At 39.9% G+C, this 19,716-nt stretch carries 4 protein-coding genes; 3 read left to right on the top strand and 1 reads right to left on the bottom strand.

Annotated elements, in window-relative coordinates:
• Positions 1-318 precede the first annotated feature (318 nt).
• From ESZ48_RS09330 to ESZ48_RS09320, 3 genes are all read left to right on the top strand, one after another.
• The gene (locus ESZ48_RS09330) at positions 319-11,583 is read left to right on the top strand and encodes a LamG-like jellyroll fold domain-containing protein (protein ID WP_190246228.1); all 11,265 of its coding nucleotides are present in this window, start codon (positions 319-321) and stop codon (positions 11,581-11,583) included.
• Positions 11,584-11,863: 280 nt separating this feature from the next.
• Complete coding sequence (locus ESZ48_RS09325) at positions 11,864-12,625, top strand: hypothetical protein (RefSeq protein ID WP_129017140.1); 762 nt, start codon at positions 11,864-11,866, stop codon at positions 12,623-12,625.
• A gap of 1,162 nt (positions 12,626-13,787) precedes the next feature.
• On the top strand, positions 13,788-16,937 hold the full coding sequence (locus tag ESZ48_RS09320; protein WP_129017139.1) for a LamG-like jellyroll fold domain-containing protein: 3,150 nt from the start codon (positions 13,788-13,790) through the stop codon (positions 16,935-16,937).
• A gap of 975 nt (positions 16,938-17,912) precedes the next feature.
• Here ESZ48_RS09320 and hisS read toward each other — a convergent pair.
• On the bottom strand, positions 17,913-19,292 hold the full coding sequence (hisS, locus tag ESZ48_RS09315; protein WP_129017137.1) for a histidine--tRNA ligase: 1,380 nt from the start codon (positions 19,290-19,292) through the stop codon (positions 17,913-17,915).
• Positions 19,293-19,716 lie beyond the last annotated feature (424 nt).

Raw genomic sequence — 19,716 nt, 5'->3', positions numbered from 1 at the left:
GCTTGTCTACCTGCGAGTTCATCCGAAGCGAGGGAAAAACTTAAAAAATGCGCGCTCATTACTCTGAATTCTATTGTTAAATGGTTTCTTCACATTTCTAACCATCAGTTATTTACAATGTCTCCAAACGTTAAATAACGTTTCTTTAACATCCAAAATCACACTCAAAGTTAATTATGGTAGTTGAACGACTTTTTTTCATTCAAGACTGTGGCTCTGTTATGTTTGTATATCCCTCACTAAAAAACAATGGCCATGAAGATCCTACCTAATGGTTGTTGTTAAAAGTTAACCAACCAATTTAATATGATTGCCGCTATGAAAAGTATCTATCTAATAACAACTTCACTCCTACTTTTTCTAGCGTTAGCTGAAGATGGTTTTTCGAAGTCTAAAAGTGATTCAGCCTTTACTCCTTCCATGTTTGCTCAGGGAAATTCATTAAACAGTAGTGATTTTAAACCCCTCAAAACTACATTTAAAGCCTTAGATGTTTCTGGGTTGACGGGACCGGCGGATTGGTTTGTTAGTACACCTAATTTGCAGAAAGTAAAATTTTACAAAAATGAGGTTTTAATTGGGGTTGGAAAAAAGGATATACATTTTGGCTTTTTCAAGAATACCATTATTGCCGCTGCACCTATTGCAATTTGTCAAACGTTTATCATACAATTGGATATTGACGGCAGAGCGAGTTTAACGCCAGATCAAGTTAATAATTCATCAACCGTCGATCCTGGACTTACTATGACATTATCTTTAGATAAAACTGAATTTAATTGTGATGATATTGGAGTAGTACAAACGGTTAAATTAACAGTAACGGATTCAAATGGTGAATCTGAGACTTGTGACGCTATTATAAATGTAGAAGATAACATGGCTCCCACTGCATCTTGCGTTGCTAACTTTATAATTCAATTAGATGATACGGGTAATGCTGCAATTTCCGCATCTGATATTAACAATGGTTCTACCGATGCTTGTGGTATTGCTTCTACTTCTATTGATGTCACGAATTTTGATTGTTCCAACATAGGACCTAATCCTGTCACACTTACTATCACTGACAATAGTGGAAATGTTTCTACATGTACCACCATTGTAACGGTTGAAGATACTATTGCTCCCAATGTAGTAACAAAAGACATTACAATACAGCTTGATGCTACTGGTACCATTACCATAGCTGATGATGCTGTTAACAATAATTCCACAGATTCTTGCGGTGGATTGACCTTCGAAACAAACAAAACAAATTTTAATTGTTCAGATGTTGGGGAAAACATCGTTGAACTAACAGTAACAGATGCCAATGGACAAATTGGTAAAGAAAACGCCACAGTAACCGTTCAACCATATACATCTCCTTTAACAGTTTCATATACTATAACGGAAAATAAAACTACTATTTGTGATTTTGAAACCTTGAATTTTACAGCCAAACCTTCTGGGGAGGGTGCAGATGCAGTGACTTATGAATGGTTTGTAAATAACGAACGAGAAGGTACTGGGCTAAATTTTAGCTACAACAGATGGACAGCACCTAGCGCTGTGGTTAAAGTGATTATGACTATTGGTACAGGAGATTGTGCTCCAACTAAAGAATATGCATCTACTATCTCAGTAAATCCGGTTAAAACGGTTAATTTCGATATCATTACACCCTCAAATATTTGTGAAGGTGATAATGCGACCTTCACCATTGGAAATCCTCAAAATTTTGGTGGTGCAACCTATGAGTGGACGTTGAATGGTGCAGTAATTTCAACTACTGCAACCTTAACTACAAATGCCTTAACTGTTGCTGGACCAAATACAATTGAATTAACGGTAACGTCAACTGCGAGTTGCGTAAATCCTTCTTCAGTTACAAAATCTATAAACGTAACTACTGTAAATCCGAAGCCAATTCTCACCATTCAAGATGGTGAAATTTGTGCCAGTAATCAAACCAATATTGATTTAAACTCTTTAGTTACTGTTACTAGCCCAAATGCCATTGTAACCTTTCATAATACAGCGGCCAATGCTGCCAGTGGCAATAGCCCAATATCAAATGTAGTAAGCCCATCCGCAACTAGGGACTATTTTGTGCGTAGTAGATTTAATACAGGTTGCTTTGTAACATCGCAACTAACCATAACTGTAAATCCGCTACCTATTATAACTACGGGAGCTAATCCAACAATCTGTATTGGAGCTTCTGTTGACCTTTCCACTCTATTTACTGGTGCAAATCTTACGTATCATTCATCACTAGCAAATGCCAAAAGCAACACTGGTGGTATTGATAAAGACGTATCACCAACTGTAACTACAACGTATTATGCACGATCTGAGGATTCTGTAACTGGATGTTATAACACAAGTTCAGTAATTATATCAGTAAATCCATTACCAACACTTACGATCGATGATGGTGCGGTTTGTTCCAGCGGATCAACCTCAGTAGATTTAAATAATTTAGTCACCACCAATGGCACAAAAACCTTTTATGCCAGTGAAGCTAATGCTACTAATGCAACTTCTGCAATTCCTTCATCCGTTAGTCCAACTACACAAACATCTTATTGGGCAAGAACACAACTCAGCACAGGGTGCTTTCAGGTTGGGGAGATTATCATTTCAATAACTGATATCCCATCTCTAACGGTTGCCAATGGTTCTGTTTGTGCAAGTAGCCAAACATCAATTAATCTAAATACACTTGTTACAAATACTAATGGTAATACCGTAACTTTCCATGCAAACCAGTCTGATGCCGAAAATGGCACCAGCGCAATAACTGCGACCGTAAATCCAATTTCTGACACTACTTATTATGTTCGGAGTAAATTTACAAATGGATGTTATAGTACCGCCTCCATACTCATAACTATTAATCCTTTACCAACATTTGATGTCACGCCTGCCGAGATTTGTAATGGGGCTTCTATCGATTTGAGCACCACGGTCTCTAACCATGCGGGTACTAGTCTGACATTTCATAATTCTGCTGCAGATGCGAATAGCGGAGCAAATGCTATCAATGCAAATGTAAGTCCAACCGCAAATAGAACCTATCATATAAGAAGCGTAAACACTGCGGGTTGCTACACCGTGAAACCAGTGGTAATCTCGGTAGCCAATAACGTAAGTTTAGCCTTGACTTCAGGGAACCTAAATCCGAATATTTGTGCGGGAAGTGCGATTCCTGCAATGAATTTTAAAATTACAAACGGAGGCTCTGGAGCTGGTGCAACCGTCACTGCTTCTCCAGGTGCTGGGATTACTTTATCTGGATCTTATAATACTACTACACAGATATATACTGTAACAGGCACCACGTCCAATGCAGCTATGGTAGGAATTTATGATTTCACTGTCACACCGATTGGATGTGGCGCTGAAAGTGCAGCATCTCAATCGGGAACTTTACGAATATTTAATGGCACGCCAACTATACCTTTAAATTTAGATACTCTTTCCACTTCATTTGTTATTTGTCCGGTGAGTAATGAAACTTACGAAGTAACACCCGATCCAAATGTGCAAACTTATAATTGGCAATTCCCTGCTGGATTTACCATTACAAGCGGTTTTGGAACAAATAAGGTGACCGTTAATATCGCCTCAGGTGCTCAAGCTGGAAATGTTGCGGTTTCTGCTACCAATATATGCGGCGGTACTAGTCCAATAGCAACAAGGCAAGTAAATATTGGATCAGTCTCTGCCAATGCAGGACCGGACCAATATATTTGTGTAGCTGATGGTTTGAATTATATCGTATTAAACGGTAATGTTACTGGGGTCAGTTCAAAAAATTATGGTCAGGGCGGTAAAGGTGAATGGTGGTGGAGTGATGGCGATGCGGGAGGAACTTTCGAAAAAATAGGTCCTGGTAATAGCGGTGATTATCTAGATGCTCGGTATAGATTTCGTCAACCAATAGTGCCTGGTCAAGTTATTACCATTACAATTCAAACAAAAAAACCTACTGGTGCCAATAATTGCGGTCAGGGAGCTAAAGACGATATGAAAATCTTCTTGCGTGGTACTCCAACAGCTAACGTTATTAGTGACGGTGCTATATGTACTGGATCTTCTGGCTCAGTTACCTTTAGTGGTACACCAAATACAACAGTTACTTTTAAAGTTGGACCAGGCAATAACCAAACAATTTCGTTAGGTGCTGGTAATGGCACTATCGCCACGGCTACTTTTACTATTCCTGCACTTGCAACAACCACCGATGTTATTATACAGAGTGTTGAATACACAAATCAAGAATCATGCACCTACACCTATCCAAACCCAAAACCTACTGCTCAAATAGTTGTAAATCCTTTAAACACGGTCACACCAGGTCCGACCATAACGGTTTGCCAGGCAGTAAACCCGTCATCGATACTATTATCTGGCGCTAGTGTCGGTAGTGGAGCGCAAGGTCAGTGGACGATTATTTCAGGCGGAGGTTCATTATCTACTACTGCCATGACGTCAACTCCTGCCGATGTAACTTACACCCCTGCAGCAAACTTTCATGGCGACGTCGTTTTACGCTTAACGACTGATACTCCTGGAACATGTCCTAGTGTCAACGCCAATAGAACGATCACTATCAATGAAGCACCAATAGTTGAGGCTGGTACCCAAGGAGATATTTGCGAATCTGCTAACCCGACCGCGATAACATTAACTGGCGCGAGTGTTGGAGGTGGTAATGGCAATACAATGGCTGCATGGTCAATTACATATGGTGGTGGCACCTTAAGTAATATAGCTCAAACCAATAATCCTGCATCTGTTACCTATACACCAGTGCCAAATTATTTTGGTCCAGTTACCCTGACCCTTACCACAAATGCACCTGGAGGTTGTACTCCAATACAAGATACAAGAACTTTTAATATTCATCAATTACCTACAATAATAACAGGTACCTACGGTCCTGTATGTGAATCGAGTACTCCATCACTAATACCCTTATCTGGTGCATCGGTAAGCGGACCTGCAGGAGCAACTGCTGAATGGTCTATAGTTTCTGGAGGAGGGACTTTAAGTCCTCCATCTGGATTTTCTACAACCCCACAAAATGTCACTTTTACACCAGCCGTTAACTATAATGGACTTGTTGTTTTAAAACTTAAATCAAGTACTAATGCTTCTTGCGTGCCGGTTGAAAAAACTGTAAACATAGTAGTCAATGAGGCTGCAATTATAGACGCAGGACCAGCGACGGCAATTATATGTGAAGGAGGAATCGTCACACTTAATGGCAGTTTAGGAGGCAGTGCAACATCGGGAACATGGACTTCAAGTTCAAATCACAATAGCGGTTTTGGAAATAGTTCGGCAACGTCTACAAGCTATACGCCAAGTACTACAGATGTCGCTAATGGAACCGTAACATTAACCTTCACCTCCAACGATCCTGATGGCCCTTGTTCAGCCGTTTCAGATTCAACGGTAGTTACCATCAATAAAGCGGTAAGTGTAGTGCTTAGTGGAGACACTGATATCTGTTCAGACGAATCTTCTTCAATAGTTGCAGATTTAAATAATGGAAGTGCTACTTCTGGTACCTGGACTTCAAGCTCCAATAATAACGGCGGTTTCGCCAATACTACGGCAACATCTACAATCTATACTCCAAGCACTGCAGATATTAATAATGGTACTGTAACTTTAACTTATACGACAAATGATCCAGATGCCACTGGACCTTGTAGCGCAGTAATTGAAAACCTTATTATTAATATTTATAAAAAACCATTTATAAATGAAAACACTGAAAATATAGGGGTCTGTGCCAGTCAACCTGCCGCCATTAGCATTGTTGCCTCTGGAGACAATCTCAACTATCAGTGGTATAAAGGAACGCCAGGAACTGGAACTTTAGTAACTAATAGTCCGCCACAAATTACAGGAGCAACCACCAATACCTTAAACTTTGCAAATACGACTTCATCTGATGCTGGAACTTATTATGTAATTGTAAGAGGAAATGCGACATGTGAATCTGTAACTTCAGCGGTCGCGGAACTGACTGTAAATAAAGATATAAACATCACATCGCAACCGCAAGCCGTTACCGAATGTGTTGGAAATGCCGTGACTTTTACTGCGCAGTCAACTGGAAATATCGGATCTTTCCAATGGAAGAAAGATGGTGTTGATGTTAGCGGAGGAACGGTAACTAGGGTTACTTCAGGAGCTACAACAACCTTTTCGTTACAACTGCAGGATATTGAGGTAGCTGATGCAGGTGCATATACATTACATTTAATTAGTGATGGTGGTGCTTGTTCAGAAGCCAATACTAATTTGGCAAGCCTAACTGTAACCCAGGTACCAACAGCCAATATAAGCTATGTAACTCCATTTTGTACAGACAACAACATCCCGGAAGCCGTTACTTTAACTGGCACCAACGCCTATACAGGTGGTACATATTCTTATACTGTCGATTCTGGTGGACCAACCCTTAGTTTAAATGCTACCACAGGAGCAATTACACCAAGTACAAGTACGGCTGGAACTTATACTGTAACCTATACGATTCCTGCAGCTGGCGGATGTGATGAAGTAAAAACAACTACTTCCGTTACTATAAACGCTTTACCAGAAATAACTGCTTTTTCTTATGCTAAATCAATCTATTGTGAGTCTGATGTGTTGACTTATACACCAAACGAGATTACTGTTACCAATAGCTTGGGAGGTTCATATTCGGCAAGTGCTGGTTTATCAATTAATAGTAGTACCGGAGAATTCTCGTCTAATGGAGTGTCTCCTGGAACTTATATAATTACCTATACCGCTAATAATCCTAACGGTTGTACGACGCCTGTAGAGAAGACTTTCCAAATAACCATTCAAGCCAAACCAGATGCCAGTTTCTCATATGGCGCAACAAACTATTGTAGTAATGGTTCAAACCCGGTTCCAACTCCAGGGTTTCAACCTGGTGGTGAATTTACTGGTTCAAGTGGTTTAGTTATCAATCCCTCTACTGGAGAAATTGATTTAAGTACCAGTACTCTAGGTTCTCACACGATATATTACACTTTTGCCGAAGTAAGTGGAGGTTGTGCTGAAGTTCAGGAAAAACAGAATATAATCATAACACCTTTACCAATTGCCTCCATTACTTATAGTGCAGCGGCGTATTGTAAATCAGATAGTAATACTTATCCTGTGACATTAAATGGATCAAATAATAGTGAGGGAACATATTCAGCTTCTGCGGGATTAACTATAAATTCTTCGGGCACCATTACACCGAGTACAAGTACCGTTGGTAACCATATAATAACGTTTACAATTCCTACTTCTGGTGGTTGTGCAGAAGTTGTTGCGACCGCTAATGTTACCATTGACCCATTGCCAGTTGCAGACTTTATCTATGATGCTACCCAATATTGTAAAACTAAACCGAACCCTGTATTATCATATGCAGCAGGTGGTAGTGCCGGTATCTTTAGCTATACCTCTTCGCCGTCTGGTTTATCGCTAGGTTTAAATAGTATTACAGGAGCAATTGATCTTAGCACGAGTGCTGCTGGAACATACACAATAACGAATACCATAGCAGCTTCTGCGGGATGTATAAAAGTTGAGTCAACACCTCAAACAATTACTATTTTTTCTGATACTACAGGCGGTAGTATAACAGGTTATGCCAATGATAACCCAACCGTGATAAGCAATAATATTATTGCCTGTCACGAAGGAAACGGCACCCTGAACTTATCGGGGCATTCTGGTGCTATTCTTCGTTGGGAATCTTCAACAAATGGTGGTCAAACATGGGCACCTATCTCAAATACTACAGATACCTATAATTTTACAGGTATCACTGCAACTACCCTATTTAGAGCTGTTTTAGCAAGTGGTCCTTGTGGCATTAAAAATTCGGCTATAGCCTTTGTAAACGTTATTCCTTCAAATATAAAACCTACGGTGAGCCCAGATAAACTTCAAACTATTTGTTTTGGACAAAGTGTAAACTATTCTTATACTAGCGGTTATGGGACTGGTCAATTATTGGAAGATGAAGGTGACTTTAATAGTGCAAACGCGGAAGGGTGGTTAGTTGATGGCAAAGACAAAAAATTAAATGCATCTGGAAGTAGTACTAGCGCAGGACCTTGGGTAGGAGCAAATTCCGGCACCATTCAAGATTACAACTATAATTCTAATGACGGTAAATTTGTAGTTGTCAACGGAGCTTATAATTCTATTTTGGAATCCCCAACATTTAATACTTTTGGTTTGACGACCGGAACTCTTGAATTTTGGCAAGCTTATGATTTAAAAGTTGGGGCACAAGCCATAATCGAGTTATCGTTGGATGGAGGGGCAACTTATAATATTGATTTAAGTACTATTTCGGGCCCTGCTAACTCTGGTAATCACAATACCGGGTTTAATCGTACCATCATTGATTTACAAAATTATATAGGACAGGCAAATTTAAAAATCAGATTTCGTTACGTTGCCACCACCTCTAGCGCATGGGCCATAGATAAATTTCAAGTGCCACGTAATCCTTTAGATGAAGATATTATAGTAATTGAGGGTAATAATATTACATCAGTAACCAATGGAACTTTTGTTTATCAACCAGTAACCCCTGGGTTGAATACAATTGGTATTACTAGTAAGATCAATGGCTGCTTAGGTACTGAGGCCGGAACGACTCATGTTAGTGTGGCTGCCACCTTTGCATATGCAGGCAAAGCTATCACGCCTGTAAGTGGGGAGTGTGGTGTGGCAACCGTCAAGTTAAACGCCTATGACAATACAAAAACAGCGGCACAAAATATTACAGATCAAGCTTATTTTCCTACGGATACAACTTTGGATTTTAACATTCCAGGCACTAACGCAAAGGGCATATGGAGTGTTACTAGTGGTCCTAGTGATTGTGGTACACCGACTTTTTCAGAGCCTAGTAACCCTAAGTCAACCTTTACGGGTGGCGGGGCTGGAACTTACATCTTAACGTGGACCGTTGCGGGGTGTAGTAGTGATGTCACGGTTACACTTGAAGATTGCTCAACGGTCAATTTTGATGGTATTGACGATTATGCCACTTTTGGAGATGCATTCAATCGTAGTAACAACTTTAGCTTTGAAGCTTGGGTGAAACCAAATTCAGTTACTGGAACCCAAACCATCCTATCAAAACGCAATGCCAACAATAATGCTACTGGATATGATTTAAGTTTAAACGACCGTACACTTATCTTTAATTGGAATAGCTCAGGTACTATGACCTCCCCGTATGATTTAACGACGGATAGATGGTACCATGTAGCGGTCACTTTTGGAGATGGTACATATCAATTATTTATTGACGGAATTTCAGTTGCTTCTGCCACTGGCGCTACTGCGCCCATAACAAATACCTCACCGTTCCTATTGGGCGCCATGGATCATGCCAATAGTCTTCCAAACAAACCCGTACGTTATTTTAATGGCTACATTAATGAGGTGCGTATTTGGAAAGCAACTATTACACAAGACCAGATTCGTCAAATGATGAATCAACAAATCAAAAGTAATGGGGCTGCAGTTGACGGTGAAGTGGTTCCGTTAAATGTTCCTGGGTTGAACTGGGTAGATTTAGATGGGTATTACCGTATGGATTTTAATTGCGGTGGCTTACCTACTCAGACAGGCAATGTCGTTGGTAAATTAAGAAATATGAATTCTATTAACCAACCAAATTCCGCGCCAATACCTTATGTAAGTTCAGGGAACAACACCAATTGGAACAGTCCTAGCGCTTGGGTAAACGGAACTGTACAACGACCACCAAACTCAGTAGGAATAGATGGCATCACACCTATTGATTGGAATATTGTAAGAACGGGTCATGATGTCACCGCCACAGATAAGGAGGTTAAAGTCTTAGGTCTTTTGGTGGATGCTGGAAGATTGACTATTCAAAATTCGGATGTAAATGATGGCCAAAGTATAGAGGTTACGAGATATTTAAACATTGCTAATGGTGCCGTCTTGGATCTTGTAGGAGAATCGCAATTGCTACAACTAACTGATGAAAGTTTCGTTGGCCCAGGAACGGGTATTTTAGAACGCGACCAACAAGGCACAGGTAATATGTTTAATTATAACTATTGGGGAAGTCCGGTAACCAACGCTGAAACAGCAGGCAAAAGAACCTATTCTTTAGCGGGAATTTTATATGATGGTAACAGTCCTGTTCTATGGACCAGCGGACTAAATGGTAGTACCTCACCAGTAACCTTGAGCACCCGTTGGTTGTACACTTTTGAAAATCGTGATTTTGATGAATATAATGGATGGAACCGTATTACCCAAAACACAGCCGTAAATGTTGGGCTTGGGTTTTTAATGAAAGGGACAGGCCCTCAAGGTTCTTCTGATCAAAACTACACGTTTAGAGGACAACCAAATAATGGAGAGATTGCAGTAACGATTAATCCAGGATTGTTAACCACTTTAATAGGTAACCCGTATCCTTCAGCAATTGATGCTAATGCGTTTATTGTGTACAATGAATCTGCCCTCCTTGAAGGAGCGCTTATTTTCTGGGAACAGGCGCCATCAAACAACTCTCACTATTTGGCAGCGTACCAAGGTCGCTATTCCTATCTCAATAGATCTGGCGGTGTTTCAGCAGCTACTCCACCAGGAATAGCAAATAGTGGTAATGCGCTTAAAGAACCTACATTAGCGATACCTGTCGGGCAAGGATTTTTTGTGGAAGGAAGTGGTTCTGGAGGAGATGTCATCTTTAAAAATTCACAACGAATTTTTGCAAGGGAAGCAGGAGGTGGATCAGTCTTTTTTAGAAATACTGCAGATGCATTCAAAAGCTCAAAGACTCAAGATGAAGCCGCCGTATTTGAGGATAATATCCAACGCGTCCGTTTGGCGTTCACAACTCCAGAAAATGCAACAAGACATTTACTCTTGGCATTTACCCCAGATGACGCCGCCACTGATGGTATTGATTATGGCTATGATGCTTCCAATAGTGATGATTTCCCTAGTGATCTTTCTTTTGCCATCCAAGGTAAAAAGTTCGTGATCCAAGGGGTTGGTGCTTTTGACATCAACAAAAAATATCCATTGGATATGACTATGGGCATCACTGGAAATGTGGCGATTGCTTTGACAGGCCTTGAGAATTTTGACGAGCCAATTGATGTCTATGTGCATGATGCGTTATTGGATACTTATACCAAAATCAACACAGTTAGTTTCCAAATAAATTTAGAGGCTGGCAACTATAACGGTCGTTTTTCTCTCGTGTTCCAACCAGATACCACCTTGTCCACCATTGATCAAGACTTTAAGGAGATTAGCGTGAAATATCTGCAAAAAACAGATGAGATCTATGTGAAGACTCCGGCAAGTATTGAGGTGCGTCAACTATACTTGATAAACATGGTTGGTCAAGCGGTTAAATCTTGGAATGTGACCAATATGAATTTTGGGCAGGAGTTTAAGATTCCGGTTAAGGATGTTGCGGAAGGAAACTATATTCTTCAAGTAGAAACCAACACGAACAGTTATAATAAGAAAATCATTATTAAATTTTAATTCGGTCTAACCAACCAACTATTGCCAATCGTCTATTCTTTAACAAAGGGTAGGCGATTTTTTTTGTGTTCCACTATATGTTCAACACATAAATAAATGAATGGCATTTCGAAAATTTGGTCATAAAAATTCCTGAAAGTGCCTTTATTTTTTGACACAGAACACAACGTGTAGTTATTGACTTACAAATAATTACACTTAATCTCAATTGAAAGTTTTTCATAGAGAAAACCATATTTATTGTTTAGGTTTGCATGCCCCTAATCTTTAAATAATAGTAATGAAAAACTTAACCTACCTATTTCTGGCCTTCTTTTGGGTTGCATCACTTAGTGCGCAAACGGAAAACAAAAGCAATGTCCAACGCGTCCGTATTGATTTTAAAACCCCTGAAGGCTACGTCCGCCACTTATTACTGGCCTTTACCAAGGATGGTAGTGCCACCGATGGTATTGATTATGGCTACGATGCCCGTAATCGAGACAAGCTTAAAGATGATCTGAATTGGATGATTGATTCCCAGCGCTATGTGATTCAAGGCGTCGGTACCTATAGTGAATCGAAACGCTATCCTTTTGGGATGTTCTTGACCAATTCGGGACCCATTGAAATTTCTTTGACCGACCTTGAGCACTTTGATACTCCTATTTCTGTGTTTATTTATGACGCTTGGGAAAATACCTACCAACGCATTAACGACGTCAGTTATAAAAAGACCATGGAAAGCGGTGTTTATAAAGATCGATTTTTTATTACCTTTTCCAATCATAAAACACATCACTTGCTTACTGATGTTGAAAACGCTTTAAATAATGTCACCTTAAATTATTATCAAAACTCTAAGGCCATTCACGTCAAAACCCATGGGGTTCCACTCTATTTGAAATTGTATACGCTTCAAGGTCAATTGATCAGTTCACATGACTTAAACAGCGCATCTGACACCTATGCCCTATGCATGGCACATCTTCAGAGCCAAGTTATTTTAACCGTCTTGGAATCTGATCAAAATTCGCGCTATAATCGCATCTTGATAAATTAAGTGAGCTTAGTGCGCACTGGTGCATTGCAACATTTCTAAGGCATAAGTGAGGCTGTGAGTGTTTTCAAATTCAAATTTATTGTCTGTAGTTTATTCTGGACTTATCATTATCAATCGTCCATTCTTTAATTAGGGTGGACGATTTATTTTTGACACGTGCCGATATAATTACATTTTTTTTAGACACAGATTTTACGGATTACACTGACACGGCAAAACTTATAGTCGTCTATAATTTATAAACAGGAAGCAATTGAATGGTATTTCATTGATTTAGGTGAGAATGAAACATCATATAAACTAACTCTGTAACTCTGTGGCTCTGTGAGAAATGATTACACGTTTTTTTTTAGGCACAGATTTCACTGATTGCACTGACATGTCAAAAGTTATATTTCTCTAACACTTGTAAGCAGGGAGCAAAGATTGAATGGTGTTTCACTGATTTTAGGTGAGAATGAAACATCATTTAAACTAACACTATGCGGCTTTGCGAGAAGTAATCACACGGTTTTTTTTTAGACACGAATTACACTGATGCGGCAAAACTTATATTCATCTATAATTTATAAACAGGGAGCAAAGATTGAATGGAGTTGCAAAGATTTTTTGGAACTAAACCTTTCAGGTTATGAAACTTGGGAGGTTTTTATCCTTTAATTAAATTAGGTAATGGGTTTTAAATTTTTGACCCTTCCGACTTTAAGCTGTGTTCTGAGCTTAAATCCACCTTCCCTTAAAAAAGGAAAGGAATCTTTTTGTTATGGAACTGTTTGAAAAATCCAGCTATAACCTATACGTCTCCATTTAAAGGTGAATTGGATTAGATTCCCATAAAGTTATCGAAGTTTTGCCTGTTGTCCGAGAAAACGTACAGAATATTATGGACGAACTAAATTGGCGGTTGAAGTTTGCAAATAGTGCTGAAGCACGTTGACAATTCAAATTAAACCTCCTAAAAAATACCCTTGGTCGTCGAAATTTACACTTTTATTTATGTATCGATTAATATTGCTACATATCGAAATTATTTCTTCTCTGTTAGATGTCGCCATATTTTTGTGCTTCCCTCCGTTAACGGCTAACCACGTTTCCGTTTTTTCAACCCAAATTTATCAACATATGTTCGGATTTCTTGCCGGAATAATAGTACCTACAGATTATGAAGAAACATTACACCTACTTATTACCATTTATTTTTTTAACGTTTTTTACTGGGATGTCTTTTGGACAAAATATAGTAAAAGAAACTCAAGTGTCCAGGCAAGCTGGAAAAGGGGAATCTTTGACAAGTGAAAAAAAATATGAACATTGGAAAAATCCTAATGGTATTTCAGACTCTAATAATACCACTACAAATGTTGAGTTTAATAAAAATGGATCAACGCGATCATATAACTTAAGATCATCAGAATATGGTTTTACTATTCCTACAGAAGCTGTCATTCTAGGGATTGAGCTCTACATAAAAAGAAACGCTGACAATCAAGGGCAGAATAACATTAATGATGAAGTTGTTAGTTTGGTTAAAAGAGGAGAAGTTATTAAGACCAATAAATCGGAAGGTGCAAATTGGCGAAAAGATGATGATATAACTTACGGAGGTCCGAATGATTTATGGAATACGACCTGGACATCTAGTGATATAAATCATTCAAGTTTTGGAGCTGTACTTGCAATTATCAATAATTCTGGTAATAAAAATAAAGGCTTTGTGCACCAAATGAAAATTACAATCCATTACTATGTCCCAACAAATGATATCGATTTTAATGGCAAAGAGAGTTATGCCAACTTTGGTAATGAATTCAATTTAGGATCTGATTTCAGCATGGAACTATGGATTAAACGTCAAACGAGTTCAACGAAAAAGGAGACCTTAATTTCAAAAAGAGGTGGAACTAGCGATAATTTAAATAACGGTTATGATTTAACTTTGACCGGTAAAAAACTAACTTTTAGTTATTCCGATGGCAACATACAAGCGCCTCAAGAAATAGATAATTCCAGATGGTATCATGTGGCGGTTACTTATAATCGAAATACCTACAGATTATATATTGATGGTATTCTAGTCGCTGAAAACTCAGGCCCAAAACCAAACGTTAATAGTGATGCTGCCATATTCGGCGCTACAAGAAACTCCGCTAACCTACTCCAAGACTTTTATGACGGCTCCATGGATGAAGTCCGCATCTGGAACAAAGGTTTGACAGAAGTTCAAATCCGTCAGATGATGAATCAAGAGATTGAGAAAAACGGCACAGCAGTGCGAGGTTCAGTACTTGGACTTGATATTTCAGGTTTGAAATGGAACGACTTAGAAGGCTATTACCAAATGAATCAAGGGGTTGATATTTCTGCTGGGAAGTTGGCAGACAATTCAGGATTAGGCAAAGTTGGAATATTGACCGGAATGAAAAAATTGCAACTTGAATCTGCACCACTACCTTATACTACAGAAGAAGACGGCGATTGGTCAAAGGATAAAACCTGGAAAAATGGAAAAGACCAACAAACACCAAGCTCAATCGGTATTGACAAAAAGACTGTAATAGAATGGAATATTGTAAAGATTGCCCATAATATTACCGCAACAGATCAGAACATCATATTATCTGGACTTTTGGTAGACTCCAAAAGATTGATCGTTAAAAACAGCGATTCGAATGACGGGCAAAGCTTAGAAGTTTCAGAATATCTAAATATAAATAATGGCGCCGTTTTGGAATTGGTGGGTGAATCCCAATTAATTCAAAAAGAAAACAGTGTTCTTGGAACAGGTACAGGTGTTTTAATGCGTGACCAACAAGGGACTGGTAATATGTTCAATTATAACTATTGGGGAAGCCCAGTGAGTACTGCTGGTTCTGAAGGCTCAAGAACGTTTAGCTTGGCAGGTGTTCTTCATGATGGTGATTTGCCAGTACTATGGACTGCAAATATTAATGGTAGCCCAACATCACCAGCAGTAACCTTAAGCAAACGCTGGTTATATACTTATAAGGGTCGCGCTGATGATTATAATGTATGGAAGCGTATTAATGAGCAATCAGCGATACCAGTTGGTCTTGGTTTTTTAATGAAAGGTGCTGGAGCTTATAATGCTGAAGATAAGAATTACACCTTTAAAGGCCAACCTAATAATGGCACTATCCATGTGCCAGTCGGTGGACCAGGTCAAGCAGTGGTGGTTGGCAATCCATATCCATCAGCAATTGATGCCGATCAATTTTTTGTTGACAATGCAAAGGTTCTTAAACCTGGCAGCGCACTTCAATTTTGGGAGCAATCACCAGAAGGTAAAACCCACGTATTTGCTGCTTATCAAGGACGCTATTCTTACTATGTAAAAACAGGTTCAGTTGCGGCGGTAAGACCTCCAGCTGGCTCCTCAACATCATCGGGATTTGCTGGCTCTGGTAACGCAGAGAAAATCCCTGGACAATATATTCCTGTAGGACAAGGTTTTTATGTAGAGGTGAATGATAAAGGCGGAAATATCGAATTTAACAATGGCCAACGTATCTTTGCTAAAGAAAAAGACGGAGAATCTGTATTTTTAAGAACTCCCGAAAACAATATAGATAAGGTTCAAAAAAGAACCACGTCTAATGCCAATGCCATTCAACGTGTACGTATAGAATTCACCACACCAGAAGGCGCCATAAGATCGTTGTTATTAGGTTTCACGCCTGATAATATGGCTACTGATGGTATTGACTACGGTTATGATGGCTTGAATAGCGATAACTTCCCAAGCGATCTTTCTTTCGCCATAGAGGATAAAAAATTCGTGATCCAAGGGGTTGGTGCTTTTGATATCAATAAAAAATATCCATTGGACATGTCTTTAAACATTGCTGGAAATATTGAACTCGCCTTAACAGGTTTAGAGAATTTTGATGCGCCTATTGATGTTTTTGTTTATGATGCGCAAATGGATACTTATACCAAGATCAACGCTAAGACTTTCCAAATGCCAATGCAGGCTGGCCAATACACCGATCGTTTTTCGATTGTTTTTACAACAGACTCTACTTTGTCATCCATTGATCAAGAGTTTAAGGATGTCAGTGTAAAGTATCTGCAAAGAACAGCAGAGATCTACGTCAACACACCTTCAAGTATCGAAGTGCGCCAGGTGCACCTAATCAATATGATTGGGCAATCGGTCAAAACTTGGAATATGTCGGACACTCAATACTCACAGGAGTTTAAAATTCCAGTTAAAGATATTGCTGCTGGGAATTATGTTATCCAGGTAGAAACCAGCACGGATAGTTATAGCAAAAAGGTTGTAATTCAATAATAGCCTATAGGTTTAACCAAACAAGTAACATTAATCGTCTATTCTCTAAAAAGGGTAGACGATTTTTTTTTGATGATAACAAGGGGTGCGACTGCGCTCACCCTGACATTTGACTGCGCTCACCCTGACATTTGGCTGTGCTCACCCTGACACTTGCCTGTCACCCTGAGCGCAGTCGAAGGGCTTGATACGCAAAAATATAATTCGTGATAAGAATGGGGTTCGACTGCGCTCACCCTGACATTTGGCTGTGCTCACCCTGACATTGGACTGTCACCCTGAGCGCAGTCGAAGGGCTTGATACGCAATATTACAATTCATGATAAGAATGGGGTTCGAATGAGCTCACCCTGACATTTGACTGTGCTCACCCTGACATTTGGCTGACACATTGAACGCAGTCGAAGGGCTTGATACGCAATATTACAATTCATGATAAGAATGGGGTTCGAATGAGCTCACCCTGACATTTGACTGCGCTCACTCTGACATTTGGCTGTGCTCACCCTGACACTTGCCTGTCACCCTGAGCGCAGTCGAAGGGCTTGATACGCAAGAATATAATTCGTGATAATACAGGGGTTCGACTGCGTTCACCCTGACATTTGGCTGTGCTCACCCTGACACTTGCCTGTCACCCTGAGCGCAGTCGAAGGGCTTGATACGCAAGAATATAATTCGTGATAATACAGGGGTTCGACTGCGTTCACCCTGACATTTGACTGCGCTCACCCTGACACTTGCCTGTAACCCTGAGCGCAGTCGAAGGGCTTGATACGCAAAACCACAATTCATAATAAGAATGGGGTTCGACTGCGCTCACCCTGACATTTGCCTGTCACCTAGATATACGGCGCCCACTCTGCCGTTTTCCTTATAAAAAGTAGTCTATCTTTATTATCTCAACCTCTTTAACCTTCTCCGTGAAACTCTGTGATTCTCTGCGAAGCTCTGCGAAACAACCCAACAGCGTGATTACTTACGACTCCCCAACAACGTCACCAAAGTCTTCAAATCCACCGATTGCTGGTCCCCAGTTTCCATATTTTTAAGCGTATAGGTTCCATTCTCCAGCTCTGAGGCGCCCACCAGAACAACGTTCGGGATGTTGCGCTTGTTGGCATAATTAAACTGTCGGACGGTTTTTTTGTTATCCGGGTACAATTCGGCATTGATGCCATTTTTCCGAAGTTCTTTAATGGCTTTCATACTTGCCATAGCTTCTGCATCGCCGAAATTAATGAATAGGGCTTTTACAGTATTGGTGATGGTTTCTGGAAATAAGTTCAAGGCTTCCAAGACCAAATAGATACGGTCCAATCCAAAACTGATGCCCACACCACTCACATCCTTCAATCCGAAAATTCCGGTAAGGTCATCATAGCGTCCACCACCACCAATGGAACCCATATCGACGCCTTTTGGAGCCGAGACTTCTAAGATGGCACCGGTGTAGTAATTGAGTCCGCGGGCCAAAGTCACATCCAATTGCAAACTCGCCGATTCCAATTTCAATTCGGAAATGGCTTTATCGATAAACTCAAGTTCCGAAATGCCTTTTTTGCCTTCTTCAGACGTTTCCAAAATGGATTTCAATTGTGCAATCTGCGATTCAAAACTTCCTGACAAACTAAACAAGGGTTGCAATTTGTCAATTCCAGCCTCCGGAATCCCTTTCCCCAACATTTCTTCCTTGACCTTGGCCTCGCCTATTTTATCTAATTTATCGAGGGCCACGGTAAAGTCGATCAACTTATCTTGTGCGCCAATCACTTCCGCAATTCCGGCCAAAATTTTACGATTGTTGATTTTAATGGTCACGCCTTCCAATTTTAAAGCTGTGAACACCGCATCATATAATTGGACGAATTCCACTTCTTGCCATAAAGACTGTGAACCGACGACATCCGCATCACATTGGAAAAACTCTCTAAATCGCCCTTTCTGCGGACGGTCTGCCCGCCACACCGGTTGGATTTGGTAGCGTTTAAATGGAAATTCGATATCGTTTTGATGCTGTACCACGTACCTCGCAAACGGTACGGTAAGATCGTAACGCAGTGCTTTTTCGGAAATGGAAGGGGTTATTTTCGTCGAGTCCTTAGCATCATAAGCAGATTGATCGGCTTTACTCAAAAAATCTCCAGAATTCAAGATCTTAAAAATCAGTCGGTCACCTTCTTCGCCATATTTGCCCATCAAGGTTTCTGAATTCTCAAAACTAGGGGTTTCAATGGGTTGGAATCCGAAGCGTTCAAAACTCTGACGGATTGTATTAAATATATAATTGCGTTTTGCAACTTCTTCGGGATTGAAATCGCGTGTGCCTTTTGGGATGCTTGGTTTTTTTGCCATATTTATTCCTCGCGCATGCGGGGATCTCGTTTATCATTCCTGCGAAGGCAGGAATCTCTTGTTTAATATTACTTCTTCTGCAAAAATATCATAATTATAGGAATTTGAACCAATAAATTGCTTGCTTATTGCTTGTACTAACTTCATGTTTCCGAGCTAAAACTATTTCACAGAGCCTGCACAGAGAAAAAGGAGATTCACAGAGCATGGCTATGTCTATAAAAATATTTAAAGACGTTTGTCAATTTCTTCCGGACTGAAATCGCGTACTTTTTTTCCCGCAGATCGCGCAGATTTCCGCAGAAATTATCTGCGAATCTCTGCGTCATCTGCGGGAAATAAAAAAAACCTCCGCTTATTTCAAATTTATAGTAACTTTATTGACTGTTTGTAGTCTTATAGTCATTCAACCATAACAAGAACA

The organism is Gelidibacter gilvus, assembly GCF_004115975.1.
Taxonomy (GTDB): domain Bacteria; phylum Bacteroidota; class Bacteroidia; order Flavobacteriales; family Flavobacteriaceae; genus Gelidibacter; species Gelidibacter gilvus.
Note: the sequence above shows the minus strand (reverse complement) of the source record. Positions and strands in the feature narration are given on the sequence as shown.

Coding starts and splice junctions, on each gene's coding strand:
- ESZ48_RS09325 (WP_129017140.1), top strand. CDS start 11,864: ATGAAAAACTTAACCTACCTATTTCTGGCCTTCTTTTGGGTTGCATCA.
- hisS (WP_129017137.1), bottom strand. CDS start 19,292: ATGGCAAAAAAACCAAGCATCCCAAAAGGCACACGCGATTTCAATCCC.
- ESZ48_RS09330 (WP_190246228.1), top strand. CDS start 319: ATGAAAAGTATCTATCTAATAACAACTTCACTCCTACTTTTTCTAGCG.
- ESZ48_RS09320 (WP_129017139.1), top strand. CDS start 13,788: ATGAAGAAACATTACACCTACTTATTACCATTTATTTTTTTAACGTTT.